The 22811-nt window shown below is 72.0% G+C and carries 23 protein-coding genes; 3 read left to right on the top strand and 20 right to left on the bottom strand.

Going from position 1 to position 22811, the window contains the following annotated elements; all coding sequences use genetic code 11:
* Window positions 1-16 precede the first annotated feature (16 nt).
* The 8 genes from ACFQVD_RS35660 to ACFQVD_RS35625 form a co-directional block, all read right to left on the bottom strand.
* Window positions 17-811: an enoyl-CoA hydratase-related protein gene (locus ACFQVD_RS35660; protein ID WP_343974822.1), complete on the bottom strand. Its 795-nt coding sequence runs from the start codon at window positions 809-811 to the stop codon at window positions 17-19.
* Complete coding sequence (locus ACFQVD_RS35655; RefSeq protein WP_343974825.1) at window positions 808-1989, bottom strand: acyl-CoA dehydrogenase family protein; 1182 nt, start codon at window positions 1987-1989, stop codon at window positions 808-810. The genes ACFQVD_RS35660 and ACFQVD_RS35655 overlap by 4 nt, the downstream gene beginning before the upstream one ends.
* Before the next feature lie 14 nt (window positions 1990-2003).
* Window positions 2004-3137, bottom strand: a complete 1134-nt coding sequence (locus tag ACFQVD_RS35650; protein ID WP_343974828.1) for an acyl-CoA dehydrogenase family protein — start codon at window positions 3135-3137, stop codon at window positions 2004-2006.
* Window positions 3138-3148: 11 nt separating this feature from the next.
* A complete protein-coding gene (locus ACFQVD_RS35645) occupies window positions 3149-4285 on the bottom strand; it encodes a CaiB/BaiF CoA transferase family protein (protein WP_343975007.1) in 1137 nt (378 codons plus the stop codon).
* A gap of 65 nt (window positions 4286-4350) precedes the next feature.
* Entirely contained in the window at window positions 4351-5118 is a 768-nt protein-coding gene (locus tag ACFQVD_RS35640; RefSeq protein ID WP_343974831.1) for an SDR family NAD(P)-dependent oxidoreductase, read from the bottom strand.
* Window positions 5119-5164: 46 nt separating this feature from the next.
* Window positions 5165-5599 (bottom strand): nuclear transport factor 2 family protein, encoded by a 435-nt coding sequence (locus tag ACFQVD_RS35635; protein WP_343974834.1) that lies wholly within the window; start codon window positions 5597-5599, stop codon window positions 5165-5167.
* Between the two features lie 174 nt (window positions 5600-5773).
* The gene (locus ACFQVD_RS35630) at window positions 5774-6592 is read right to left on the bottom strand and encodes an SDR family NAD(P)-dependent oxidoreductase (protein ID WP_343974837.1); all 819 of its coding nucleotides are present in this window, start codon (window positions 6590-6592) and stop codon (window positions 5774-5776) included.
* A complete protein-coding gene (locus ACFQVD_RS35625) occupies window positions 6592-7386 on the bottom strand; it encodes an SDR family NAD(P)-dependent oxidoreductase (protein WP_343974840.1) in 795 nt (264 codons plus the stop codon). The genes ACFQVD_RS35630 and ACFQVD_RS35625 overlap by 1 nt, the downstream gene beginning before the upstream one ends.
* Before the next feature lie 602 nt (window positions 7387-7988).
* Between ACFQVD_RS35625 and ACFQVD_RS35620 the strand changes: the two genes are divergently transcribed.
* The 3 genes from ACFQVD_RS35620 to ACFQVD_RS35610 all read left to right on the top strand — a co-directional run bounded on the left by ACFQVD_RS35620 (window position 7989) and on the right by ACFQVD_RS35610 (window position 11331).
* On the top strand, window positions 7989-9224 hold the full coding sequence (locus ACFQVD_RS35620; protein WP_343974843.1) for a cytochrome P450: 1236 nt from the start codon (window positions 7989-7991) through the stop codon (window positions 9222-9224).
* Window positions 9225-9294: 70 nt separating this feature from the next.
* Complete coding sequence (locus ACFQVD_RS35615) at window positions 9295-10032, top strand: SDR family NAD(P)-dependent oxidoreductase (RefSeq protein ID WP_343974847.1); 738 nt, start codon at window positions 9295-9297, stop codon at window positions 10030-10032.
* Between the two features lie 546 nt (window positions 10033-10578).
* On the top strand, window positions 10579-11331 hold the full coding sequence (locus ACFQVD_RS35610) for an IclR family transcriptional regulator (RefSeq protein ID WP_343974850.1): 753 nt from the start codon (window positions 10579-10581) through the stop codon (window positions 11329-11331).
* A 39-nt stretch (window positions 11332-11370) separates the two neighbouring features.
* Here the strand turns inward: ACFQVD_RS35610 and ACFQVD_RS35605 are convergent, their stop codons facing one another.
* The 12 genes from ACFQVD_RS35605 to ACFQVD_RS35550 form a co-directional block, all read right to left on the bottom strand.
* Entirely contained in the window at window positions 11371-11562 is a 192-nt protein-coding gene (locus tag ACFQVD_RS35605; RefSeq protein WP_343974853.1) for a ferredoxin, read from the bottom strand.
* A gap of 97 nt (window positions 11563-11659) precedes the next feature.
* A complete protein-coding gene (locus ACFQVD_RS35600) occupies window positions 11660-12343 on the bottom strand; it encodes an RraA family protein (protein ID WP_343974856.1) in 684 nt (227 codons plus the stop codon).
* The gene (locus tag ACFQVD_RS35595) at window positions 12340-12999 is read right to left on the bottom strand and encodes an RraA family protein (protein ID WP_343974859.1); all 660 of its coding nucleotides are present in this window, start codon (window positions 12997-12999) and stop codon (window positions 12340-12342) included. The genes ACFQVD_RS35600 and ACFQVD_RS35595 overlap by 4 nt, the downstream gene beginning before the upstream one ends.
* Window positions 12992-13390, bottom strand: coding sequence for a RidA family protein (locus ACFQVD_RS35590; RefSeq protein WP_343974862.1), 399 nt, complete (start codon window positions 13388-13390; stop codon window positions 12992-12994). The genes ACFQVD_RS35595 and ACFQVD_RS35590 overlap by 8 nt, the downstream gene beginning before the upstream one ends.
* The gene (locus tag ACFQVD_RS35585) at window positions 13387-14049 is read right to left on the bottom strand and encodes an RraA family protein (RefSeq protein ID WP_364149849.1); all 663 of its coding nucleotides are present in this window, start codon (window positions 14047-14049) and stop codon (window positions 13387-13389) included. The genes ACFQVD_RS35590 and ACFQVD_RS35585 overlap by 4 nt, the downstream gene beginning before the upstream one ends.
* On the bottom strand, window positions 14046-15125 hold the full coding sequence (locus tag ACFQVD_RS35580; protein WP_343974868.1) for an amidohydrolase family protein: 1080 nt from the start codon (window positions 15123-15125) through the stop codon (window positions 14046-14048). The genes ACFQVD_RS35585 and ACFQVD_RS35580 overlap by 4 nt, the downstream gene beginning before the upstream one ends.
* Complete coding sequence (locus tag ACFQVD_RS35575) at window positions 15122-16147, bottom strand: DODA-type extradiol aromatic ring-opening family dioxygenase (protein WP_343974871.1); 1026 nt, start codon at window positions 16145-16147, stop codon at window positions 15122-15124. Before ACFQVD_RS35575 ends, ACFQVD_RS35580 begins: the two co-directional genes overlap by 4 nt.
* Window positions 16148-16233: 86 nt before the next feature.
* The gene (locus ACFQVD_RS35570) at window positions 16234-17202 is read right to left on the bottom strand and encodes a PDR/VanB family oxidoreductase (RefSeq protein ID WP_343974874.1); all 969 of its coding nucleotides are present in this window, start codon (window positions 17200-17202) and stop codon (window positions 16234-16236) included.
* Window positions 17186-18376 (bottom strand): Gfo/Idh/MocA family protein, encoded by a 1191-nt coding sequence (locus ACFQVD_RS35565; protein WP_343974877.1) that lies wholly within the window; start codon window positions 18374-18376, stop codon window positions 17186-17188. Before ACFQVD_RS35565 ends, ACFQVD_RS35570 begins: the two co-directional genes overlap by 17 nt.
* A gap of 10 nt (window positions 18377-18386) precedes the next feature.
* On the bottom strand, window positions 18387-19736 hold the full coding sequence (locus ACFQVD_RS35560; RefSeq protein ID WP_343974880.1) for a Rieske 2Fe-2S domain-containing protein: 1350 nt from the start codon (window positions 19734-19736) through the stop codon (window positions 18387-18389).
* Between the two features lie 72 nt (window positions 19737-19808).
* Window positions 19809-20591, bottom strand: coding sequence for a citryl-CoA lyase (locus ACFQVD_RS35555; protein WP_343974883.1), 783 nt, complete (start codon window positions 20589-20591; stop codon window positions 19809-19811).
* Entirely contained in the window at window positions 20588-22729 is a 2142-nt protein-coding gene (locus ACFQVD_RS35550) for an acetate--CoA ligase family protein (protein ID WP_343974886.1), read from the bottom strand. The genes ACFQVD_RS35555 and ACFQVD_RS35550 overlap by 4 nt, the downstream gene beginning before the upstream one ends.
* Window positions 22730-22811 lie beyond the last annotated feature (82 nt).

The following is a 22811-nucleotide window of genomic DNA, read 5'->3' as shown; positions in this document are numbered from 1 at the left end:
CCGCCGCCGCCTGCCCTCAGACACCGCGGGGGCGCCGGGTCCGGGACAGCAGGGCCTCGGTCGCGCGCCTGGCCTCGGGGGAGGCGAACAGCCGTGCGGACAGGTCGACCATCTCCTGGTCGAGCTCGTCCATCCGGGCGCGCATCGGGGCGGTGATCAGCGCCTTGGCCTCGCGCAGGCCCTGGGGGCTGCCCAGCAGCAGGTCCGCCAGGTACGCGTCGACCGCGGCGTCCAGCTCGGCCTCGGGCACGGCGCGGGTCAGCAACCCGGCCCGCTCGGCCTCGGCCCCGCCGAAGACCCGGCCGGTCAGCAGGTAGTCGGCGGCGGCCCGGTCACCGAGCCGGGGCAGCACGGTGAGGCTGACCGCGGCGGCGGCCAGCCCGAGGCGGACCTCGGTGAGGGCGTAGCTGCTCTCCAACGACCCGACGGCGACGTCGGCGGCGGCGACCAGGCCCAGGCCGCCGGCCCGGACCGTGCCGTGCACCCGCGCCACCACCGGCTTGGGCATGGTCACGACGAGGCGCTGCACCTCGACGACACCCTCGACGATCGGGGTCATCGCGCCGGAGCGCACCGCCGCGAGGTCGGCGCCGGAGCAGAACGAGGGGCCGTTGGCGCGCAGCACGACGACCCGGACGGCATCGTCGGCCGCGGCCCGCCGCAGCAGTGCGGTCAGCTGGTCCAACAGCGGACGGGACAGCGCGTTGCGGTTGGCGACCGAGTCCAGGGTCAGCGCGGCGACACCGCGCTCGCGGTCCGCGTGGTATCCGACCAGCGTGGGTCCGGCGCCGGGGATCCCGGGGGCGTTCATCGGGGCGCCCTGGGCAGACCCAGGCCCACGGTGGCGATCAGCTCGCGTTGGATCTCGCTCACGCCACCGCCGACCGGCAGCTTCAGCTCGGTCTTGAACGCGTGGTCTGTGTCGCGCAGCACGGCGGCGGTCAGCTCGTCGGCGGGGTCGCCGTACCGCTGCACCAGCTGTGCGATCCGGGCGCCGGCCTCGACCAGCCGTTCGGAGTTGTACAGCTTGTTCACCGAGGCGTCGGCCGCGCCCAGCGTGCCGGTGCCGGTGTCGGCGACGATCCGCCAGTTGAGCAGCTCGTTCGCGGTGACGATCGCGTCGAGCTCGGCGAGCGCCCGGCGCACCTCGGGCAGGTCGGCCATCCGGCGCCCTCCGCCCGGCCCGCCCAGCGGCGTCTCGGCGGCCCAGTGCCGGAGCCGGTCCAGGTGTGCCTGGATCTTGCCGGCCGGGCCGACGATGAACCGCTCGGAGTTGAGCTGGCTGACCACCACCGACCAGCCCTTGTTCTCCTGGCCGATCAGCCGGTCCGCGGGTACCCGGACGTCGTCGAAGTAGACGGCGTTGACCTGGTGCGAGCGGTTCAGCGTGCGGATGGGTGTCCAGCTGAAGCCGGGCAGGGCGGTGTCGAGCAGCAGGATCGAGATGCCCCGGGTGCGCGGCTCCTCGGGGTTGGTACGGCAGGCCAGCCACAGGTAGTCGGCGGTGTGCGCGCCCGAGATGAACATCTTCTGGCCGTTGACGAGGTAGGAGTCGCCGTCGCGCCGGGCGGAGGTGGTCAGCGAGGCCAGATCGGTGCCGGAGCCGGGCTCGCTGTAGCCGATGGAGACCTGCAGGTCGCCGGCGAGGATACGCGGCAGGAACTCCCGCTGCTGCTCCGGGGTGCCGAACTCCTGGAGTGCCGGGCCGACCGAGTAGACGGTGACCAGCGGATAGGGGACCTCGTACCGGAAGGCGGTGCTGACCACGATCTGGTCGGCCATCGGACCGAGGCCCCGGCCGCCGTGCTCCACCGGCCAGCCCAGGCCGAGCCAGCCGTCGCGGCCCAGCCTCCGGGACACCGCCCGGTACGCGGGGCCGAACTCGTCCTCGTGCAGCTGGGCACGCTCCTGCTCGGTCACCACGCCGGCGAAGTAGGCGTCCGCCTCCCGCTGGAGCTCGCGCTCCTCGGGGGTCAGGTCGATGTACACGGTGGTGTCCTCTCTCAGCTGACCCGGGCGGAGCCGGCCGCCGCGTCCAGACATGCCTCGGTGCCGCCCAGGAACTGGCCGAGGGCGAGCCCACCGGTGACGTACCGGTGCAGCGGGTGATCGATGTCAAGGCCGGTGCCGCCGTGCAGGTGCTGGCAGGTGAGCAGCGCCGGGACGGCGTCGTGGCAGACCAGGTAGCAGGCGGACGACAGGCTGCGCCGGGCCTCGGCGGTGCGGCCGGTCGCCAGCTGCCAGGCGGCGGCCAGGTAGGTGTTCTCCAGGATGCGCTGCGCCGTGAAGACGTCACCCATCTGCATGGTGACCGCCTGGAACTGGGCCAGCGCGCGGCCGAACTGCTTCCTTGCCCTCACGTGCGCGGCGGTCAGCTCCATGGCGCGCTCCAGCAGGCCGGAGGCGGTGGCGGCCACCCCCAGCAGCGCGGACAACTCCAGGTGTCCGGCGGCCTCGGCGGCCAGGGCCGGCCCGCCCAGTAGTGCGTGTCCGGGCACCGCCACCGCGTCCAGGGCGATCCGGGCGGTGGGCACGTGGTCGGTGACCGGGTGCGCCGCGGCGGCCAGCCCCGGGGCGGCGGCGTCCACCACGAAGACCCCGGCGGTGCCGTCCTCCGGTCCGCCGATGATCCGCGCCGGGACGAGGATGGCCTCGGCCCGCACGCCGAACGGGACGTAGGTCCGCACCCCGGTCAGCCGATGGCCGCCGTCGTACGGCTCGGCCGTCACGTCCGTGTCCAGGACCCGGCCGCCACCGGGCCCGCGGACCGCGCCGGTCACCAGGGCACCGCCCTTGGCCACGCTCCCCAGCAGGTCCCGGTGCTCGGCGCCGCCGTACCTGGCCAGGGTGTGCAGGCCGTAGGCCAGTACGGGCAGCGCCGGAACCAGGCCGCCGTACCGGGCCGCCTGCCGCAGCACGGCGGCCAGCACCACAGCGTCGGCGTCGGTGCCGCCCAGGTCCTCGGGGAGGAACGCCTCCAGGACGCCGGCCTCGGCCAGGCCATGCCACGCCTCCTCGGAGTACCCGGCGGCCTCGAAGTCGGCCGAGGCGATCCGCTCGTCCGGCAACCCCCGGGCGAGCAGATCGCTCGTCAGTCCGCTGAGGGTCTCCGCCGTCTCGTCCAGTCGGAAGTCCACGTCGATTCCTCCTAGGCCTCGTCACCGATCCGCACCGGGAAGCGGACGTAGCCGATGTCACCTGCGGAGGTGAACAGGCCGCGCTCCCTGGCGTGCGGGGAGTCCGCCAGCTCCAGCGGCGACAGCACCCGCATCACCGGGACGTCGGCGGCCTCCAGCGTCTCGGTCAGGGACTTGACGTCCCGGCCACGCACCGCCGCGGCGATCCTGGCGTTGATCTCGCGGGTGTTGCGGCGCCGGTCCCCCAGGGTGGCGGTGTCCAGGCCGGACAGGTCCAGGTCGAGAGCGGCGACGGTGCGCTGCCAGAAGTGCTCCTCCAAGGCGGCGATGCTCAGGTACTCGCCGTCGGCGGTCTCGAAGACGCCGTAGGCCGGACGGGTGAAGACCGCCTCCCTGGCCTCCCGCAGCGAAGCGCGGCCGTCGGCCTGGAGCTGGCCGATCACCATGTTCATGCCGTGCGTCAGGCAGTCGGTGATGGAGACGTCCAGGTGGCGGCCCCGGCCGGTGTCCTTGCGGGTGAGCAGTGCGATGAGGGTGGAGCTGAGCGCGTACACCGCCCCCAGCAGGTCGCCGACGGGGGCGCCGACGCCGAGGGCGGGCGGGCCGTCGAGCTCGCCCATCAGGCCGAGCAGTCCGGAGGCGGCCAGGTAGTTGAGGTCATGGCCGGGTATCCGGCTCAGCGGCCCCTCCTGCCCGAAGCCGCTGATGGAGACGTAGACCAGGCCGGGGTGCCGCTCGGCGAGCGTGCCGTACCCGAGGCCGAGCCGGTCCATGACGCCCGGGCGGAAGCCCTCCACCAGCACGTCGGCCCCGGCCACCAGCTCCGCTGCGCGGGCCAGGCCGTCCGGGGTCTTCAGATCCAGGACGTGGATCCGCTTGCCGTCGTTGAGCACCCGGTAGGTGCCCGGATGGGTGGAGAGGGCGCCGTCCCTGGCCGGGCGCTCCACCTTGTCGATCTCGGCGCCCAGGTCGCGCAGGCACCGGGTCAGGAACGGGCCGGGGGCCAGTTCGGAGAAGTCGATGACCTTCAGCCCCACCAGGGGCAGCCCCTGCCCTGGCGGTTCCGACGCCGGCGGCCCGGTGCCCGTCGTCTCGTCACGTTCCACGTTCCACGTTCCACCCTCCAGCCGGCCGCGATCGACTATCATCACGACCTTTCGTGTATATATTCGATATTTCGCTATAAGCGCCGACGGGAGCGACCGTCGGCCGATCACACCTGGGCGGTCGGCCGGATCACGATCCTGTTCAGCGCCACCTCGCGGGGGCGGGTCACCACGTACCCGACGGCGTCGGCGACGTCGTCCGCGGACAACCGGACGACGTCACCCATCGCCTTCCTCCGCTCGGCCAGCACCTCCGGGCGGACGTGGTCGGCCAACTCGGTGACGGTGGCACCGGGTTCGACCAGCGCCACCCGGACCCGCCGCCCGGCCAGTTCCTGGCGCAGCGACTCGGAGAAGGCGGCCAGCCCGGCCTTGGTCAGGGCGTACACGCCGTTGCCGGCCCGCGCTCCCGCGCCCTGACCGGCCACCGAGCCGATGTTGACCACGTCGGCCACCCGGCGCGGCGCGGACTCCGCCGCGGCCAGCAGGTGTGGCAGGGCCGCCCGGGTCGTCGCCAGCACGGCGCGGAGGTTGAGGTCGAGCATGCGCTCCCACTCCTCCTCCGGCGCGTCCGCCACCGGGCCGAGCAACATCACCCCGGCGTTGTTGACCAGGACGTCCAGCCGCCCGTACGCGGCGACCGCGTCCTGCACCGCACCGGCGGCCCGGGCCGGATCGGCCAGGTCCCCCGGGAGGGCGACCGCATCGCCGCCCAGGCCGGTGATCTCGTCGCACAGGTCGCGGAGCCGGTCCTCCCGGCGCGCGACCAACGCCACCGCGGCCCCGGAGGCGGCCAGCCGGAGGGCGGTGGCCCGCCCGATCCCACTGCTGGCCCCGGTGACCAGGGCGACAGCGCCCTTCAGTTCGTCCGCCACGGTGCTTCCTCCGCCGTTTCCCGGTCTCTCGGATCCGGCACGTCTCTCAGTCCAGGGACTCGCCGATGGCGGGCACGCTGCGATAGGCGACCCACCGGGTGATCCGGGCCTCGGCGTCGAAGGTGCCCGCTCCGGCGAAGGATGACCGGATCGGCCCGCCCTCGGACTCCCGGACGATGCCCTCGATCAGGCAGCGGTCGTCGGCGACGAAGAGCGTCTGGATCTCGTGGAACCACTTCCTGGTGCCGCGCCTGCCCTTGAGCAGCGCCCGCACCGCCTCCCGCCCGATGACCTCGGCCCGTTTCGGGCTGTCCGGGTCGAAGGGCGGGTGGGAGTAGAAGGCGTCGTCGGCGAACAGGTCGGCCACCGCGTCGAACTCGGAGTTCTCCAGTCCCTTCACGTAGCCGAGCACCGTCTGCCGGATGGCGTCGCGGGAGGGGTAGGCCGTGGTGGTGCCCGCGGTTCCAGTGGTCTCCGTCATGGTTCTCCTTCCGGGCCGGACGCGGGCGACCGCGCACCCGCCGGTTCGGGCTGCGAGCCCGGCATCGTTTCGGGGTTTCGCATGGTCGTACGACAGGTCGGAGTACATCCGATGCACCAGGCCGGTGGTTGCCGCCTGGAAGCCAGTATTCGGCTGACCGTAAGTAGGTAACGGTCAGCGGTTGGCGGGATGGGTGCTCGGCAGCGGGGACACCACGCCGATCCCGCCGTCGACCGGGATCTCCGCGCCGTTGACGTACCCGGCCAGATCCGACAGCAGGAAGAGCACCACCGAGGCGATGTCGTCGGGGAAGCCGCAGCGGCGCTGCGGGACGACCGCCTCCACCGCGCGCACCGCCTCCGCCGGCGGGTTCGGCGTCCCGCCCGAGCCCAGGATCCGGCCGGCGACGACGGCGTTGGTCCGGACTCCGTAGGGCCCGAACTCCTGGGCACAGGCCGTCGCCAGGTGGTGCACGGCCGCCTTCGCCGTGCCGTACAGCCCCAGCCGGGGCGTGTTGGCGGCCCCGGCCAGCGAGCCGACGAACACCACGCTGCCGTGCCCGAGGGCGGCCAGCCGCGGGATCGCGACCTGGGTGAGCAGCAACGGGTGGCGCAGCACCAGGTCGAACTGGCGGCGCATCGACTCCTCGGTGCCGTCGGCCAGCGGCTCGGCGAAGGAGACCCCGACCACGTCGACGATGCCATGGAAGCCCTCGCCGAACAGCTCCTCGGCCCGATCGAACACGGCCGTCAACTGCTCCCGGTCGGTAACGTCGGCGGTCATCGCCTCGCCACCGCAGCGCGCCGCGGTCTTTTCCGCGCGCTCGCCGTCCAGGTCCGCGCACAGCACCCGGCCCCCGGCCTGCGCGATCGCGTCGCAGACCGCGCCGCCGATGCCGTCACCGGTGCCCAGCACCACGTACCCGCGGCCGTCGAGCCGGAGCCGGCCCGGATAGTCGGGCCTCGCCTCCCGGGCGTACGGCCCCGGGGCCATCAGAACTCCTCGCAGTACGGCCGGATGTCCATTTCCTGGGTCCATGCGGTCCGGGGCTGCACGGCGACCTGCCAGAACGTCTCGGCGATCTGCTCGATGTCCACCATGCCGTCCGCCGGGCGGCTGTCCTTGGCGTGCGGGAACGCCGAGTTGAGCCGGTCGCCGTCGATCGGGCCGTGCACGATCACGTTCGCGACGTGCACGTTACGCGGGCCGAACTCACGGGCCAGCGCCTGGGCCACCGCGCGCTGCCCGAACTTCGCCGAGGCGTACGCGGCGAGCTTGGGCCGGGCGATCAGGCCGGAGACGGAGCCGGTGAACATGATCACTCCGCCGCCGGAGGCCGTCATCCGCCGGGCCGCCTCCCGGCCGGTGATGAAGGAGCCCAGGCAGTTGGTGCGCCAGACCGACTCGAAGAACTCGGTGTCCATCTCCAGGATGCCGGGCTTCCACTGCGAGCCGCCGGCGTTGTAGGTGGCGATCGCCAGGGTGCCCAACTCGTCGACGACCGCCAGCGACTCGCGCAGGCCCTCCTCGGAACCGGCGTCGCCGACGACGGCGGTGGCCCGGCCGCCCGCGGCCTCGATGTCCTCGGCGACCGCGGTGACCTTCTCCTTGGTGCGGCCGGTGACGACCACGTGCAGGCCGGCGGCGGCGAAGCGGCGGGCCACGGCCGCGCCGGTCCCCTGCCGGGCTCCCACCCCGACCACCCAGGCCACCGAGCCCTCGGGCGGCGGGCCGCCGTGGACCGGCCACCCGCCGAACCGCTGTGCCTCTTCTGTCGGTGGCGCCATCCTCATGCCCTTCTCTGGTCACTGCCGTTGCCGATGCGTACCGGATGCGCCGTCCCGCGGAAGGTCCATGGGCGGGCGCTGTCCGGGCCCGGCGGCCCCGGCGGGGTCGGCCGGCCCACACCCGCGCGTATCCTCAAGCGTCACGGCTCGCCCTCATCGGCCAATCATGTAACTTCGTGGAAATCTACGATATTTCGCATACATGCCGCAAGGGTCACCTGTCGCCAGATCCCCTCTTGTTCGACTTCATGCCGCATATCGTTGCTTCCGATCGCGCCAGCAGTGACGCTCACCCGTGGAATCCTGCGAAATACCGTAACTACGACGTCGCAGCCTTGCCGGAACTCCCGCCGCCCGGCCCGCCGGCTTGGGACACCCCGCCCGACGGGCGACCCCACAGTCCGCCCGCTCGTTACGGACGCCCCCAAAGCATTGGCCAACACCACGAAATACCGTATAGTGCAACAGCAGTTCGCAATATAGCCATCCAGGTGGCCGTCCTGCCGCCCGGTACCGCACGCATGACCGCCGACACCGGCGATGAATCGCCGTGCCCGCCTCGTAGAGCCTGCACGGAGCACACAGAGGAGGCCAGATCTCGCATGGCAACCGATCTCGCGGCGTCACCGCAGAGCCGGAGCATCGCCGAGGAGGCGATGCTCTACCTCACGTCGCACCACCCCGACCGCGGAGAGATCACCGCCGACCCCTACCGGTTCTTCGACCGGCTGCGTGAGCACGCGCCGGTCTACCGGACCGCGCAGGGCCCGATCCTGGTGACGTCCTACGACGCCACCCAGCAACTGGTGAAGGACCGGCGATGGAGCCGGGAGGAGATGGACGGCAAAGAGGGCGTCACCCCGACGCAGCAGATCTTCCTGGAGAGCCTGGCCTTCCGCGACCCCCCCGACCACACCCGGCTGCGCGCCGTCGTCTCCCGGCTGTTCACCCCCCGGGCGGTCGAGCAGAACCGGCAGGACGTCAGCGAGATCGTCCAGGAACTACTCGACGGGCTGCGCGACCGGGCCGAGTTCGACTTCATCCAGGACTTCTCCTACAAGGTGCCGCTGCGGCTGATCTGCCGGCTCGTCGGCGTCCCCCCGACAATGGAGGACGACTTCCTGGCCTGGGGCGAGGCACTGCACGGTTCGCTGGAGCCACTGGCACAACCCGCCGACGTCGCCGCGCGCCGCGAGGCCACCGCCGCGGAGTGCTTCGCGTACTTCGAGGAGCTGATCAAGGAGCGGCGGGCCAACCCCGGCGGGACCGACATCATCTCCCAGCTCATCCAGGCCTCCCCCGGGGAGATCACCGACCTGGAGATCATCGCCAACTGCATGCTGCTGCACTCGGCCGGGTTCAGCACCACCAAGAACCTGATCGCCAACGGCATGCACCTGCTGCTCACCCACCCCGGGGCCTATGACGACCTGCGGGCGAACCCGGACGTGATCCCGTCCGCGGTCGAGGAGATGCTGCGCTACGAGGGTCCGGCCCGTAACAGCCTGTGCCGGATCGCCCCCGAGGAGATGGAACTCGACGGCGTGCGGATCCACAAGGGCGAACACGTGTACGCGATCCTGTCGGCGGCCAACCGCGACCCCGCGGTGTTCGAGGACCCGCATCGGTTCGACATCCGCCGCGGCAACTCACGGCACGCGACCTTCGGCGGCGGCATCCACATGTGCCTGGGCGCGAGCCTGGCCCGGTTGGAGGCCCAGGTGGCCTTCGCTCATCTGGCCGCGGCACCGCGACTGGCGCTGAACACCGACCGGGTCGAGTGGCTCGGCTCGTTCCTCACCCGCGGCATGGCCGCTCTCCCGGTGCGCTGGGCCTGACCGCCCGCGGCCACCCGGCCGGGGACGGCCAGGTGGCCGGACATCGGACGCTCGACAATGGAGGATACTCGTGCCGGAATCAACGGGCACCGCGACACTGGTGACGGGCGGGGGCCGCGGAATCGGTAAGGCCATCGCCCTGGAATTCGCCTCGCGCGGTGATTCGCTCGTCATCGCCGACCTCGATCCGGACAATGCGAAGGCGGTCGCCGCGGAATGCGCTGAACGCTTCGGAGTGGCCGCCTCGGCCGTCCGCACGGACGTCATGCGGCCGGATGACGTCCGTTCTCTCATCCGGTTCACGGTCGCCGAGTACGGGCGTATCGGAACCGTCGTGAACAGCGCCGGTGTTTTCCCGTTCGCACCCGTGCTGGACACCACGGACGAGATCTGGAACCTCGTCATCGGCGTCAATCTGACCGGTACGTTCACGGTGTGCCGGGAAGCCGCCCGGAGCATGGTGGAGACCGGTGGCGGATCAATCGTCAACATCGCCTCCGGCGCCGGGTCCATGGCCAATCCGAATCTCATCGCGTATTCGGCCAGCAAGGCCGGGGTGCTCGGGATGAGCCGGGCGCTGGCAGCGGAACTGGCCCCGCTGATCCGGGTCAACGTGGTCTCGCCGGGCCCGACCCGGACCGAGGGGACCACCCGGGCGGGTGCACCGCTGGACACCTCCAGGATTCCGATGAAGCGGACCGGGGAGGCGGAGGAGATCGCCCACGCCGTCGCATTCCTGGCATCGGATGAGGCGAGTTTCATCACCGGCCAGACGCTCCACGTCAACGGCGGCAAGTTCATGCCGTAGCGGCCGTTCCGGGAATCACCGGGCCGGGTGGCCCGGTGATTCCCGGAGCCGACGGGGTCGTACGACCTCGTTCGCCTCCGCTCCGCGCCCGTACCCGGTCACCGGGCGAAACGGGCGTCACAGGGAAGCCCGAAAGGTCCACAGCCGTAGCGGATCATGCCGCCGTCGCGCGACCCCCGCCGGGCGGTGGATGCGAAGAACTCGCGGGTATTCACCTATGCGGTGTTCTCTGACGATGATTAGGCGCCCTCATCGCGGTATCCTTGTCACGCTTCACACCGGCTGGCGCGCTATTCGGTCACCCGTGGCCGACGGCGCCCGGCGGCACCACCGATCGGACCGACTGCGGACGCGGTTTGCAGCTTTTCTACCTTTGCCACACGTCCGGCATTGATCACCTGATTGTCGCCTTCCGCCCGTTGGGTATCAGGGACGGATGTCGCGCAGCGCCTACGTGTGCGAAAACTGTGAGAGGGTTTGCCAATGGCACAGGCGGCAGAATCGGCCGCATCCGCGCGGCGCGGACGGCGGTCGCGTGGGGGGCCGGTGGAGGCCGGCGGCTCCACCGTGCCCGCGGCGGCCCGGGCGATGGCGCTTTTCGAGATCTTCGCGCGGGAGAAGCGGGAGCTCACCAAGTCCGAGGTGGCCCGCCTGCTGGACATCCCGGAGAGCAGCAGCTCCGACCTGCTGAACACGCTGCACGAGCTGGGCTACGTGAGCCGCACCGCGACGACGCGGCGCTTCTACCCGACCGGCCGGCTGCTGGCCACCGCGACCGCCATCTCCGAGAACGACCCGCTGTCGGCGTTCGGCGCGGAGGCCAGCGGCCTGCTCGCGCAGCGCTCCGGGGAGACGGCCTCGTGCGCGGTGCTCACCGGGGACCGGATAAAGATCGTCGCGGTCTCGCAGGGCGGCCACCGGCTGCGGTACGTGGTGGAGGTCGGCGACACGTTCACGATCAACGGCACCGCGATCGGGAAGGCGCTGCTGAGCAGGCTCGACGACCACGACCTGGGCCGGCTGCTGCGCCTCAAGCCGCTCCCCCGGCTCACCGAGAACACCAAGACCAACCCCCGGGAGCTGGAGGAGGAGGTGCGCAAGCACCGCGAGCTCGGCTGGTTCCGGTCCGTCGACGAGGGCACGGTCGGTGTCAGCTCCTTCGCCGTCTCGGGCAGTGTCGGGGACGAGGTCGTCGGCCTGGGCATCATCGGCCCCTCCGACCGGATCCAGGCCGACGAGGACCGGCTGCTCAAGGTCGTCCTGGAGGTCCGCGACACCGTCTTCGGCCGCGGCGCCTGACCCGCCCGGGCGAGGCGGGTCAGGGCGGGGCGGCGGACGTCAGCCGGTGACCTGGATGGCGCCGGTGGGACACTGCTCCTCAGCGTCGAGGACCAGGTCGCGCAGGGACTCGTCCGGCTCGGGCCGGAGCACCACGAGCTCGCTGTGGTTCTCGATCGCGAACACCTGAGGTGCCACGAACGCACACGTGCCGGTGCAGACACACCGGCCCGAATCAACGCTGACTCTCATCTCACCCTGCCTTGTCTCGCAAACATCAGCCCCGCTCCGGAAAACGGCCGGGCGTCGGTTCCAGCACGGCGCCCCGGGGCCCGGGGCGCCGACGGCCTCAACGCCTCGTCTGGAGGCGGTGGTAGCCGACCTCCTCGCGGGCGGCGCGCAACGAACGGCCGTCCCGCACCGCGTCGCGGATCCGCTCCTCGGCGTTCCGGATCTCCTCGGCGACGGTGATCACCTCATGCACCCGGGGCGCCGGGATGCACAGTACGCCGTCGCCGTCGCCCAGCAGCCAGTCGCCCGGCTCGACCCGGGCGCCGCCGACGGACACCGGGCCGCCGATCTCCTCGACGCGCACCCGGTCCTTGCCGGTGCGCATCCAGTTGCCGCGGGAGAAGACCGGGTAGCCGGTGGTGACCGAGCGATCGACGTCGCGGCACACGCCGTCGATGACGGTGCCCTCGACGCCGTTGCGGATCGCCGTGTAGGTCAGCAGGTCGCCCCAGACGGTGGCGTCCAGCCGGCCCTGGTTGTCCAGCACCACGACCTGGCCGGGGCCGAGGTCGTCGATGTAGTCGCCGACCGTGCCGGGGTCGCGGCCCACCGGGCCGTAGCGCAGCGTCCAGGCCCGGCCGACCAGCCGGAACGAACGGTCCAGCGGCATGATGCCCAGGCAGTGCCCGGCGATACCCAGCCGGTCCATCGCGTCGCTGACGTCGGTGCAGCTCAGCGCCTTGAGCGCGGCGGTGGTCGCGGTGTCGGCCGCGGTGGTCGTGGTGGTCGTGGTGGTGCTCATCGGTTCTCCTGCAGCATCGTCTCGTAGCGAGCGCCCATCACCTGGGACACGGGCACGCCCGCCCTCACCTGTTCGGCCATCGCCCGCTCCCGCTCGGCGACCTGCTCCGCGGCGGCGAGGATCTCCCCGGCGCGCGCCGCGGGCAGGAACACCACCCCGCTGCCGTCGGCGATCACCAGGTCGCCCGGGGCCACGCCGACCCCGCCGACCGTGATCGGGACGTTCCAGTCGCGTTCGACCACGCGGCCCCGCGCGGTGACCGGGACGGCGGCGCGGGCGAACAGCGGCAGCCCCAGCTCGCGGCTCTCGTCGATATCGCGGCAGGCGCCGTCCACGATCACCCCCTCGACGCCGCGGCCGACCGCGGCCAGCGAGAGGATGCCGCCCCAGCCGGACACGTCGGTCCGCCCGTGCTCGACCACGATGACGTCACCGGGCCCGGACGCCTCGACGGCGGCGGTACCGAGATGCCGCCCGCTCGGCGGCGTGTCGGCCGCGTCGCCCAGCCGCACCGTGGTGACCCGCCCCACGATGCGGCGGTGCCCGGTCAGCGGGGCCAGGCCCGGCACGGCCCCGGACAGGCCCAGCCGGTCCATCGCATCCGACACCGCGCAGGTGTCCAGCACGCCGAGCCGTACCAGCAGGTCGTCACCCATCCGTCTCTCCTTCCGTGACGTATGCCGTGGCCTCCAGCTGCACGAGCATCCCGCCCGGCAGGTCGTGCCGGATCAGGTGCCGAGCGGGCCGGGAGGCCGGGTCGGGAAACATCGCGACCCACTCCTCGTTCACCGCGACCCGCACGTCGGCTGCGGCGAACACCGTCACGTGCACCACGTCCCCGGTGGTGGCACCACCGGCCTCAAGCACGGCCCGCAGGTTGGCGAACGCGTACCGGACCTGGCCGGGAACATCCGCAGGCAGCTCGCCGGTCACCCGGTCGACACCGCGGACACCTCCGGTGGCCAGCAGCGGGCCGACCCGGGAGGCCGCCGGGATGGGGTTCGTCCCGTGCTCCAGGCCGGGGACGACGACGCTGCGCCGCCTCACGACTCCCCCTCAGCGGGCAGCCGGTAGATGTCCAGGCTGGTCTCGCCGGCGGCGAGCCTGTCGAAGATCTCCTGCTCGGCGGCCTCGCGCCGGGCCGCGGCCCGCACCGCCCCGGCGGCGTCCGCCACGGGCAGCACCACGACGCCGTCGCCGTCGGCCACCACCAGGTCGCCGCGGCGCACGGTCACACCGCCGATCCGGACCGGCGCGCCGACCGAGCCCCGGCCGTCCGGATCCTTGCCGGTGCCGCGGATGCACAGCGACGGCGCGAACACCGGGAAGCCTCGCTCGGCCATCTGGTCGCCGTCCCGGACGCCGCCGGAGGTGACCAGGCCGGCGATGCCTCGGTGCAGCGCCGCGACCGCCATGACCTCGCCCCAGTGGCCGTACTCCAGCGGATCGGCCCCGTCGCCGAAGGCCACCACCAGCACGTCGCCGGGCTCGGCCGCGTAGATGGCGCGGTGCAGCCACAGGTTGTCCCCGGGCGGGCTGAGCACCGGCAGCGCCGGGCCGGCCACCCGCATGCCGGGGCGGACCGGGCCGATCGCCGCGGGCAGCGCGCCGATCTTCCCGGCGGCCTCGTGCAGGGTGGCCGCGGGCAGCGCGGCGGCCTCCCGGACCAGCTCGGCGGTGACCACTCCGGTCGTCGCGGCGGTCATCGGGCCAGCCTGGAGAAGACGCGGCGGGCGTTGCCCTCGTAGATCAGGGCGCGGTCCTCGTCCGTCAGGAAGCCGATGCGGTCGATGGTGTACTTGAAGTCCTCGAAGGAGCGGCCGGTCGCCGGGTTGATCGCACCGCCGCTGCCGGGGCGCTCGGTGCCGAACAGGCAGCGATCGGTGCCGACGGTACGGAAGAGCAGCTCCAGCGAGTGGGAGCTGTGCACGTCCGTGTCGAACCAAAGCCGCCGCAGCGCGTCGTCGAAGCTGGTCAGGTCGGCCGGGGCGTCCGGCAGCGGCTCGCCGTTCATCCCGGCGTGCTCCAGGTCCCGGAAGTACCGCGCGATGTGCTTCTTCTTGGTCGCCAGGTCCAGCCACCAGTGCGCGCGCCAGCGGCCGATCTGGTACGGGATGGAGCCGCCGCCATGGCTGATGATGATCTTCAGGTCGGGGTACCGGTCGAACACCTCGGAGTGCACCAGCGAGGTGACCGCCAGGCTCTCCTCGGTGGCGAAGTGCTCGTCGTAGGTCTCCCGGCCGCGGCAGCCGGCGCTGTGGATCAGCGCGGGCACATCCAGCTCGACCAGCTTGGCCCACAGCGGGTACCAGTACGGGTCGGACAGCCGCGGCGACCGGCCGCCGCCCTCGTCCGGGTCGGGGTTGAGCAGCACGCCGACGAAGCCCAGCTCGCCGATGGCGCGCTCCAGCTCGTCAAAGACGATCTCGACGGGCTGCCCGGTCACCTGCGGCAGCCCGGCCATGCCACGGTAGCGGTCCGGGTGCAGCGAGACGGTGCGGTGGATGAGGTCGTTCTGCAACTCCACCCAGAGCCGCACGTCCTTGACGACCGGGTGCGAGTGCATCAGCACGAACGGCCTCGGCGAGATGAGCTGGACGTCGGTGCCGACCTGGTCCATCAGCCGGACGCCCCGGTCGGCGGAGGCCGTGATCTCCTCGTCCCGGACGTAGCGGTCCAGGTACCACTCCTTGGAGTGCTGGCCGTTGGATGCCTGCAGGACCGTGCGCACCGCGAAGACCGCGGGCGGGGTGATGAGGTGGCCGTGCGCGTCGATGATCACAGGGAGCTCCCGGGTGCGGAGGGGACGGGCCGCCAGACGAGGAAGGCGAGCCCGATGCCGGTTCCGGCGGGGGTGCGCTGGACCGGGATGTACTCGGAGTCGGTCACGGTCAGGCCGTCGACCGCCCCGGCGGTCATGATCCAGTTGAGGATCTCGGAGTTGCCGGAGCGCAGGCCGGACGGCGGTAGCGCGCGCAGCGTGTCCACGTCCCCGGCCTCCAGGGCGGCCAGCAGCCGCCGGTCGAGGTCCTCGTCGACCGCGAAGTGGGTCAGCCCGCCGGAGGCGACCACGCCGACCCGTTGTCCGCCGGGCAACGCGGCCAGGGTCCGGCCGATGACCTGCCCGATGTCGTAACAGCGGCCGGGCCGCGGCACGTTGGGCGGAAAGTAGGTGTTGAGCATGACCGGCAGGATCGGGATCGGCCGGTCGCCGCAGAGCCGGTCGATGACGAAGCCGTAGGCGTGCCCGAAGCCGGCCTGGTGCGGGTCGGTCACCTCGCTGGCCACCGCGACGTCCACGCCCGCCTCGATCAGCCCCTCGATCAGGCCGTCGGCCAGTTCGGCGGCGACCGGGTGGCGGTGCACCGCGTCCATTTTGTAGCCCTTGTTGGCTTCCTGGTACCAGCCGGGCAGGTTCGGGTTGACCTCGTTCTTCGGGTGCGTGACGATCTCCGGGCCGTTGTAGACGGCGATCGCCGGCATGTGCGCCCGGCTGAACAGCTCCTCCTGGTCGTCGCCGATGACGACCAGGGCGTCCAGCTCGGCCTCGGCGATGGCCGCGGCCAGCCGGTCCAGCGCCTGCTGCGCCCGCAGGGCCTGCTTCTCGAAGTTCTCCGGCACGGCCCGGTCGGCGTACCGGCCGGCGGTCTCCTCGGCCAGCTCCGCGTAGGACACCACCCGGCCGTCGGCCAGGTACAGCTCCTGCTTGCGGTGGTCGTCCTTGGCGCGTTCGGCCCACAGCGCGGGCTCGATGGCCAGCAGCGGGCTGTGTGAAGTGCCGATGCCCAGCACTATCTCAGCCACTCGTTCCTCCTTTTCGGCCTTGCCGGCCCAGCCGGCCCTGTCGGCCCGTCGGTCGCGGTCCGCCCGCGGGCCCGTTCACGGGCTGCTCACAGCTCCAAGACGAGCCGGGCGCTTCTGCTGCCGGAGCAGCAGATCATCATGGTCTCGCCGGCCTCCCTTTCCTGGTCGGTGAGGATCAGGTCCCGGTGGTCGGGCGTGCCGGAGATCACCCGGGTCTCGCAGGAGCCGCAGACGCCCTCGCCACACGAGTACGGCATGTCCACCCCGGCCTCCAGCACCGCGTCAAGGATGGTGGACCCCTCGGGAATGGTCAGCGTGATCCCGGTGCGGGTCAGCTCGACCTCGAAACCGCCCTCGGTGGCCGCGTCGTCCTTGCCCGCGAAGTACTCCAGGTGGCGGCGCTCCGGAGGCAGCCCCGCGGTGGCCTTCTCGAACGCCTCCAGCATCGGCACCGGCCCGCAGCAGTACAGGTGCGCGGTGTCGCCCGCAGCGGCGACCACGGCCTCGATGTCCAGGAAAGCCCCGTCGTTCTCCTCGTCGACGTGCAACCGCACCCGGTCGGGCCGGTCACCGGCCAGCCTGGTCAGCTCGTCCAGGAACGCCGCCTGGCCACGAGCGCGCACCGCCAGGTACAGCGTCCAGTCACGGCCGAGCGCGGCCAGCCGACGCACCATGCCGAGCATCGGCGTGATCCCGATGCCGCCGGCGATGAGCACGCTGTGCTCCGCGTCCTCGGCCAGCGGGAAGTTGTTGCGCGGCGTGGACACCGTGATCGTTTCGCCGGCATGCACGTTGGCGTGAATCCACTCCGAGCCGCCGCGGCTGTTCGGGTCGCGGTTGACCGCGACCACATAGCGGTCGGTCTCGGCCTGGTCACCGCAGAGCGAGTAGCCGCGCACCAGGCCGTTCCCCAGGTGCAGGTCGATGTGGGCACCGGCGGTGAACGCCGGCAACGCCGCCCCGTCCGGTCTGCGGAACTCATAGGAGAGGACCGAGTCGGCCTCCCAGCGCACCGCCTGCACACGGACCGTCAGCGGCTCAACGGACTGGGACATGGATGGACACCTCCTGGGTGCTGAGGAAGACCTCGCGCCGCTCGCGGGCGGATTCGGCGATGGCCAGGCAGGTCCGGACGGTCTCCCGGCCGAACGCGCCGTCGTGCTGGGCGGGCCGGCCGTGCACGACCGCGTCCACCAGTTCCTGCAGGACGTTCCCCCGGCCCGGCCACCACCGCGTCCGCGGCACGGCCAGCTGCTCGACGCCGCGGTCTGTGTAGGCGGTGACGCCGTCGGCCGAGCAGCGCAGGTCGGCGCCGGCACAGGTGACCACCAGCTCGCCGAAGTGCGGCTGGTGCGGCGGGGGCAGCGGGGAGCGAGCGCCGTACCCGAAGTCGGCGGTGCGCGACCGCTGTTCCTGCTCGGGGGTGAGCGCGGCCAGCCTGCGCCGCGCGGCGCCGTGCGCGGGTGTCTTGGGGCCCCCGCCCTCGGCGATCCAACCGTGCAGTTCGTCGCTGTCGAAGTGGTCGTAGCCGCTGTACACCAGGTTGGCCGCGCCGCCGCCCTCGAACTCGATCAGCGCGGCGCACGCCCCCTCGGTGGGGCGGTCCGGGTCGAGTATGGCGGCGGTGGCGCGCACCGAACGCACCGGCCGGTCGGCGACGGTGCGGGCGATGTCGACCTGGTGCGGGATCTGGTTGTACAGGATGCCGCCGCCGCGGGCGCTGTCCAGTTCCTCGGGGCGGCGCGGCCGGTACAGGAAGTCGGTGTAGTTCCAGAGCGCGATCATGCCGAGCGGGCCGTACCCGCCGGAGCCGACCAGGTCCCGGATGAGCGCCACCGCCGGGTCGAACCCGTGGGTGTGCCCGACGACCAGGACCACGCCGGCCGCCTCGGCCGCCTTGATCATGGCGTCGCAGTCGGCGACCGTCAGTGCCATCGGCTTCTCGACGATGACGTGCTTGCCGGCCCGGGCCGCGGCGACGGTGTGCTCGCGGTGCAGTTGGTGCGGCGTGGCCACGTACACCGCGTCCACGTCGGGCTGGGCCAGCAGCCTCTCGATGCCGGGATGGACCGGCAGCCCCTCCGCGCCGGCGAACCGCTCCCTCAGTGTGGGGTCGGGGTCGGCCGCTCCCGCCAGCCGGATGCCCGGGTGGGTGCGGGCGGCCGACGCCATAACGCCTCCGGCGAGACCGAGCCCGACCAGGCCGAGCCCGAGCGTGCGTGCGCTCATCCGACGACCCCTACTCGACCGGGACCGGTCGGCATACGCCGGTCGCCCGGGTCTCCTCGCCGTAGACCGCCATGAACTCGTCGAAGCTCGCGATGGGGGTGAGCTTGCTGATCGCGCGAACGCCGAACGCGTCCGGGTCGGCGACGACGGCCGGTTCCACGCCCTTCTTCAGCGCGTCGGTAAGGTTGATCAGGATTCGCCGGGCGGCGACCACCGCCCGGTCGGAGCTGACCAGGTGCTCGGCGGACCGGTCGATGATGCCGGGGTCGGCACTGCCGATGCTGCGCGAGTTCTCGGCGAGCGCCCGGTCCTGGTCGTGCACGCCCCAGATGCCGGTGAAGTTGACGGTGCGCTGCACCTCCCGGTCCAGCAGGTAGTCGTTCTCCTTGCTGGCGAGCGGGAGCCAGGTGTCGATCGCGTACCCGCCGGGCAACACGTACCGGCCGCGTTCCATCCGCGGCGGGAACAGTGCGCCGCTGTTGTAGTAGCTGTCCAGTTCCTCCTGCCCGATGGGCTGGTCGACCCGGTAGCCGAAGGTGAAGACGGTGGTGTGGTTGTCGTCGACCGGCACCCAGGCCCGGCCGCCGCCCGAGACGAAGCCGCCCGGTGCCCGCGGGATGAGGCTGAACATGGGCAGGATGAACTGGGTGACCCGCCACAGGTATTGACCTTCGTGCTCACGGCGGGCGCCGTAGACCAGGCCGTACTCGGTCTGCCGCAGCTCGATGTGCGGGGCGGCGTCGCTGGACATCTGCGCGCCGGTCGATTTCTGCTTGGTTGTGTTCTTGTCGAAGTCGCGGTGCAGCCAACTGATGTGCGAGCTGTCGATCTCGCCCTCCATGCCCTGCGACCAGTTGGTGCGCTGCAGCCAGCGGGCGGCGAACGCGTGCTCGGCCGGGACGTTGGCGTACTCCAGTGCGGGGAACGGCGGCTGCGTCTCCTTCGGCCCCATGTAGATCCAGACGACCCCGGCGCTCTCGTGCACCGGGTAGGCGGTGATGCCCACGTTCCTGCGGATGTCCGGGGCACCGGGCGGCACGTTGGGCGTCTCCATGCACCGGCCGCCGGTGTCGAACTTCCAGCCGTGGTAGACGCAGCGCAGCCCGCCCTCCTCGTTGCGCCCGAAGAACAGCGGCGCCAGCCGGTGTGAGCAGTACGCGGCGACGATGCCGACCTTGCCGGAGGAGTCCCGGAACGCGACCAGGTCCTCACCGAGGATGCGCAGCCGCACCGGGGGACAGTCCGGCTCGGCGACTTCGGAGGTCAGCACCGCGGGCAGCCAGAACCGGCGGAACAGCTCGCCCATCGGCGTGCCCCGCCCCACCCGGGACAGGGTCTCGTTCATGTCAGCGCGCAGCATGGCGGCACTCCTCGGCGGCTCTGCGGCCCGGGTTCTCCGCCCGGTTCGCGTTCCTCTTCAGGTCCGGACTCCTCATCGGGGATCCCCTGGCAGCTTGTTCCGCTCGTCCTGGCGCAGCACCAGATCCCACAACTCCTGGCCGATCGGGGCCTGCTCGTCCTCGATGAGGTGGCCGAGCAGTCCGGCGCACCGGCCGACCAGGGCCAGGCCCCGGGCCAGGTGCAACGGCAGGTCCATGCTGAGCACCATGGCGCCGACCGCCCCGGCGGTGTTGGCGGGCAGCCGCCGCGAGTACACCGTGGAACTGGTCTCGTCCAGGGCCAGCAGCAGCCGCCAGTACCGACCGAAGTAGCCGTTGCGCTCGGACACGGCGCGCAGCACCGGGATCCGCGGATCGCCGTCGACGTGGATGTTGTGGCCGAGCCCGTACAGCGGCGCCCGGGCGGCCCGGCGCGCGGCGGCGAACTCGCGCGCGGTCTTGGCGACCTCCTCGTCCGAGCTGTCCTCGGTGAGGTCCCGGCCGGCCTCGCGGAGCATGACCGCCGCGTCCTGCATGGCGCCGAGGAACACGCTGCCGGCCCCGAGCAGGCCCGCCGCCACCGCCGCCTGCGGCGCCTCGGGGGCGCCGAGGTAGGTGAGCCGGGCGGCCAGCGCGCTCGGGGTGAGCCCGTGGTCGGTGACGGTCACCATGATGGCGTTGAGCATGTCCTTCTCGTTGCCCTCGCACCGGCGCCCGATGGTGACGAGCAGGATCATGTCCACGAAGTCGATTTGCCCGATCAGCTCGTTCGCCAGGTCGTGGCCACGGACGGTGATGCGGTCCGGGGTGGTCTGCCCGATTTCGGTCTTGATCACTGGGTTGCCTCCACGGACCCGGCGGTGACCAGCACCGCGTCCAGGGCGACGACGCCCTGTCCCGCGGGCAGCACCCGCACCGGGTTGAGTTCGAGTTCGTCCACGACCGCGGCATTGGCCTCGACGAAGCGGGACACGTTGACCAGCAGGTCGACCAGGGCGTCCACGTCGCCGGGCTCGCCGCCGCGCACACCGTGCAGCAGGGCGGCGCAACGCGGCTCGTCGACGAGGGCGCGGGCCTGGTCCGGGGTGAGCGGCAGCAGCCGCCGGGACACGTCACCGAACAGCTCGACCAGGACGCCGCCCAGGCCGAAGGTGACGACCTGGCCGAACACCGGGTCGCGGGAGACACCGACCAGGACGTCCAGGCCGGCCGAGGCCATGGCCTCCACCAGCACGCCGCCGACCTCCGCATCCGGCCGGGCGGCCGGCACGGCCTCCCGGATCCGGTGGTAGGCGGCGCGGACCTGCCCGGCGTCGGCGAGGCCGACGGCGACGCCGCCGACGTCGCTCTTGTGGGTGATCTGCGCGCTGACCACCTTGAGGACCACCGGGTACCCGACGCGCTCGGCGACGGCGACCGCCTCGTCCGCGGTCGTGGCGACTCCGGAGGCCGGGACGGGTACGCCGTGCCGGCCCAGCAGTTCCTTGGCCGTCGGCTCGGTGTGCACGATCCGCTCGCCGCCGGACGACGCGACACCGAGTGGGCGCCAGCCCTCCTGGTGGGTCCAACGGCCCCGCTCGACCCAGCGGCGCAACGCCGCGGTGCCGTTGCGAACGCTGCGCACCGGGACCAGCCCGCCCTTGACCAGCTCGTCGTAGCCGGGGCCGAGCCGGTCGCTCATCCACACCGGCAGGATCGGCGTCTCGGTCTCCCGCTGGACCTGGGCGATGGACGCGCCGATCGCCTCGGTCAGCTCCTCGTAGTCGCAGGGGAACGGGTAGAGCACCAGGCCCACGTCGGGGTCGTCGGCGACGGCGCGCAGGCTCTCGTAGCCGATCTCGGTGCGGGTGAGAATGTCGGAGGTGGCGTCGACCGGGTTGGCCACCGCGGCGTAGTCCGGCAGCACCTCGCGCACCCGGGCCAGCGTCTTGTCGGAGAACTCGGCCAGCTCCAGCCCGGCGTTGCCGACCGCGTCGGCGCCGAGCGCGCAACCACCGCCGGAGAACCCGTACACGGCGATCCGCTCACGCCCGGTGGGCCGCTTGCGGGCGAACAGCGCGGCGGTGTCGATCAGCTCGTCCATGTCGTCGACCTCGACGACCCCGGCCTGCCGGAACACCGCGCTGTTGACCTCGGCGGCGCCGGACAGCGAGCCGGTGTGCGAGGCGACGGCCCGGGCGCCGTAATCGGAGCGGCCGACCTTCAGCGCGATGACCGGCTTGCCGCGCTCGGCGGCGTACAGCGCGGCGTCCACGAAGGCAGGGCCGTCCTTGACACCCTCCATCGTGCTGGCGATGACGGTGATGGCGTCGTCGTCGGCGTAGTGGCGGATGAAGTCCGCGACCGTCAGGTCGACCTCGTTGCCGGTGGACGCCCACAGCCCGACGCCGACGCCGCGCTCCATGGCCTGCAGGAAGCAGCGGCCGATGCCGCCGCCCTGGGTGGCCAGGCCGATCGGGCCGGCGAACTGGTCCAGGTGGAACGATGGGGAGAACATCAGGCCGAGCCGCCGGTTCAGGTTGCACAGGCCCGGCGAATTGGGTCCGTAGATGCGCATCCCGGACTCGCGGCCGATCTGCGCCATTTCCGCCTCGGCCCGCTTGCCCTCCTCGCCCATCTCCCCGAACCCGGAGGTGAAGACGATGGCGAACCGGGTCCCCTTCAGGGCGCACTCGCGCAGCACGGAGAGCGTCTGCGCGGCGGGGACGACCAGCAGGGCGACGTCGGGGGACTCCGGCAGGTCCAGCACGCTCTGGTAACAGGGCAGGTCGTGGATGGTCTTCTTGCTCCGGCTGATCAGGTACGCCGTACCAGTGAAGTCCGAATGGTCGAGGAGGTTTGCGACTGTTCGTGATCCAAGGCTGCCCGGGCGGTCCGATGCCCCAATGATCGCCACAGATGAAGGGTTCACCAGCCGGGACAGGTCCACCCGTCCGACCAGACCCGTGGCCGCCTCGCTACCGGCCGCTCCCATGCGCTACCCCGCTTCCATTTCATGTTATTTCGTTGCACCTTACGAGATATCGCGGCTTTGAGGCAATGACCCCGACTCATCC

It is taken from the genome of Streptosporangium amethystogenes subsp. fukuiense (assembly GCF_042665875.1).
In the GTDB taxonomy this organism is placed as follows: domain Bacteria; phylum Actinomycetota; class Actinomycetes; order Streptosporangiales; family Streptosporangiaceae; genus Streptosporangium; species Streptosporangium fukuiense.
The sequence above is the reverse complement of the archived record's forward strand: the minus strand, read 5'-3'. Positions and strand labels throughout refer to the sequence as shown.

Excerpts from the sequence above, each read along its gene's own strand:
- ACFQVD_RS35660 (WP_343974822.1), bottom strand. The coding sequence starts at position 811 with ATGAACGCCCCCGGGATCCCCGGCGCCGGACCCACGCTGGTCGGATAC.
- ACFQVD_RS35645 (WP_343975007.1), bottom strand. The coding sequence starts at position 4,285 with ATGATAGTCGATCGCGGCCGGCTGGAGGGTGGAACGTGGAACGTGGAA.
- ACFQVD_RS35635 (WP_343974834.1), bottom strand. The coding sequence starts at position 5,599 with ATGACGGAGACCACTGGAACCGCGGGCACCACCACGGCCTACCCCTCC.
- ACFQVD_RS35630 (WP_343974837.1), bottom strand. The coding sequence starts at position 6,592 with ATGGCCCCGGGGCCGTACGCCCGGGAGGCGAGGCCCGACTATCCGGGC.
- ACFQVD_RS35625 (WP_343974840.1), bottom strand. The coding sequence starts at position 7,386 with ATGGCGCCACCGACAGAAGAGGCACAGCGGTTCGGCGGGTGGCCGGTC.
- ACFQVD_RS35620 (WP_343974843.1), top strand. The coding sequence starts at position 7,989 with ATGGCAACCGATCTCGCGGCGTCACCGCAGAGCCGGAGCATCGCCGAG.
- ACFQVD_RS35605 (WP_343974853.1), bottom strand. The coding sequence starts at position 11,562 with ATGAGAGTCAGCGTTGATTCGGGCCGGTGTGTCTGCACCGGCACGTGT.
- ACFQVD_RS35600 (WP_343974856.1), bottom strand. The coding sequence starts at position 12,343 with ATGAGCACCACCACGACCACCACGACCACCGCGGCCGACACCGCGACC.
- ACFQVD_RS35595 (WP_343974859.1), bottom strand. The coding sequence starts at position 12,999 with ATGGGTGACGACCTGCTGGTACGGCTCGGCGTGCTGGACACCTGCGCG.
- ACFQVD_RS35585 (WP_364149849.1), bottom strand. The coding sequence starts at position 14,049 with ATGACCGCCGCGACGACCGGAGTGGTCACCGCCGAGCTGGTCCGGGAG.
- ACFQVD_RS35570 (WP_343974874.1), bottom strand. The coding sequence starts at position 17,202 with ATGTCCCAGTCCGTTGAGCCGCTGACGGTCCGTGTGCAGGCGGTGCGC.
- ACFQVD_RS35565 (WP_343974877.1), bottom strand. The coding sequence starts at position 18,376 with ATGAGCGCACGCACGCTCGGGCTCGGCCTGGTCGGGCTCGGTCTCGCC.
- ACFQVD_RS35560 (WP_343974880.1), bottom strand. The coding sequence starts at position 19,736 with ATGCTGCGCGCTGACATGAACGAGACCCTGTCCCGGGTGGGGCGGGGC.
- ACFQVD_RS35550 (WP_343974886.1), bottom strand. The coding sequence starts at position 22,729 with ATGGGAGCGGCCGGTAGCGAGGCGGCCACGGGTCTGGTCGGACGGGTG.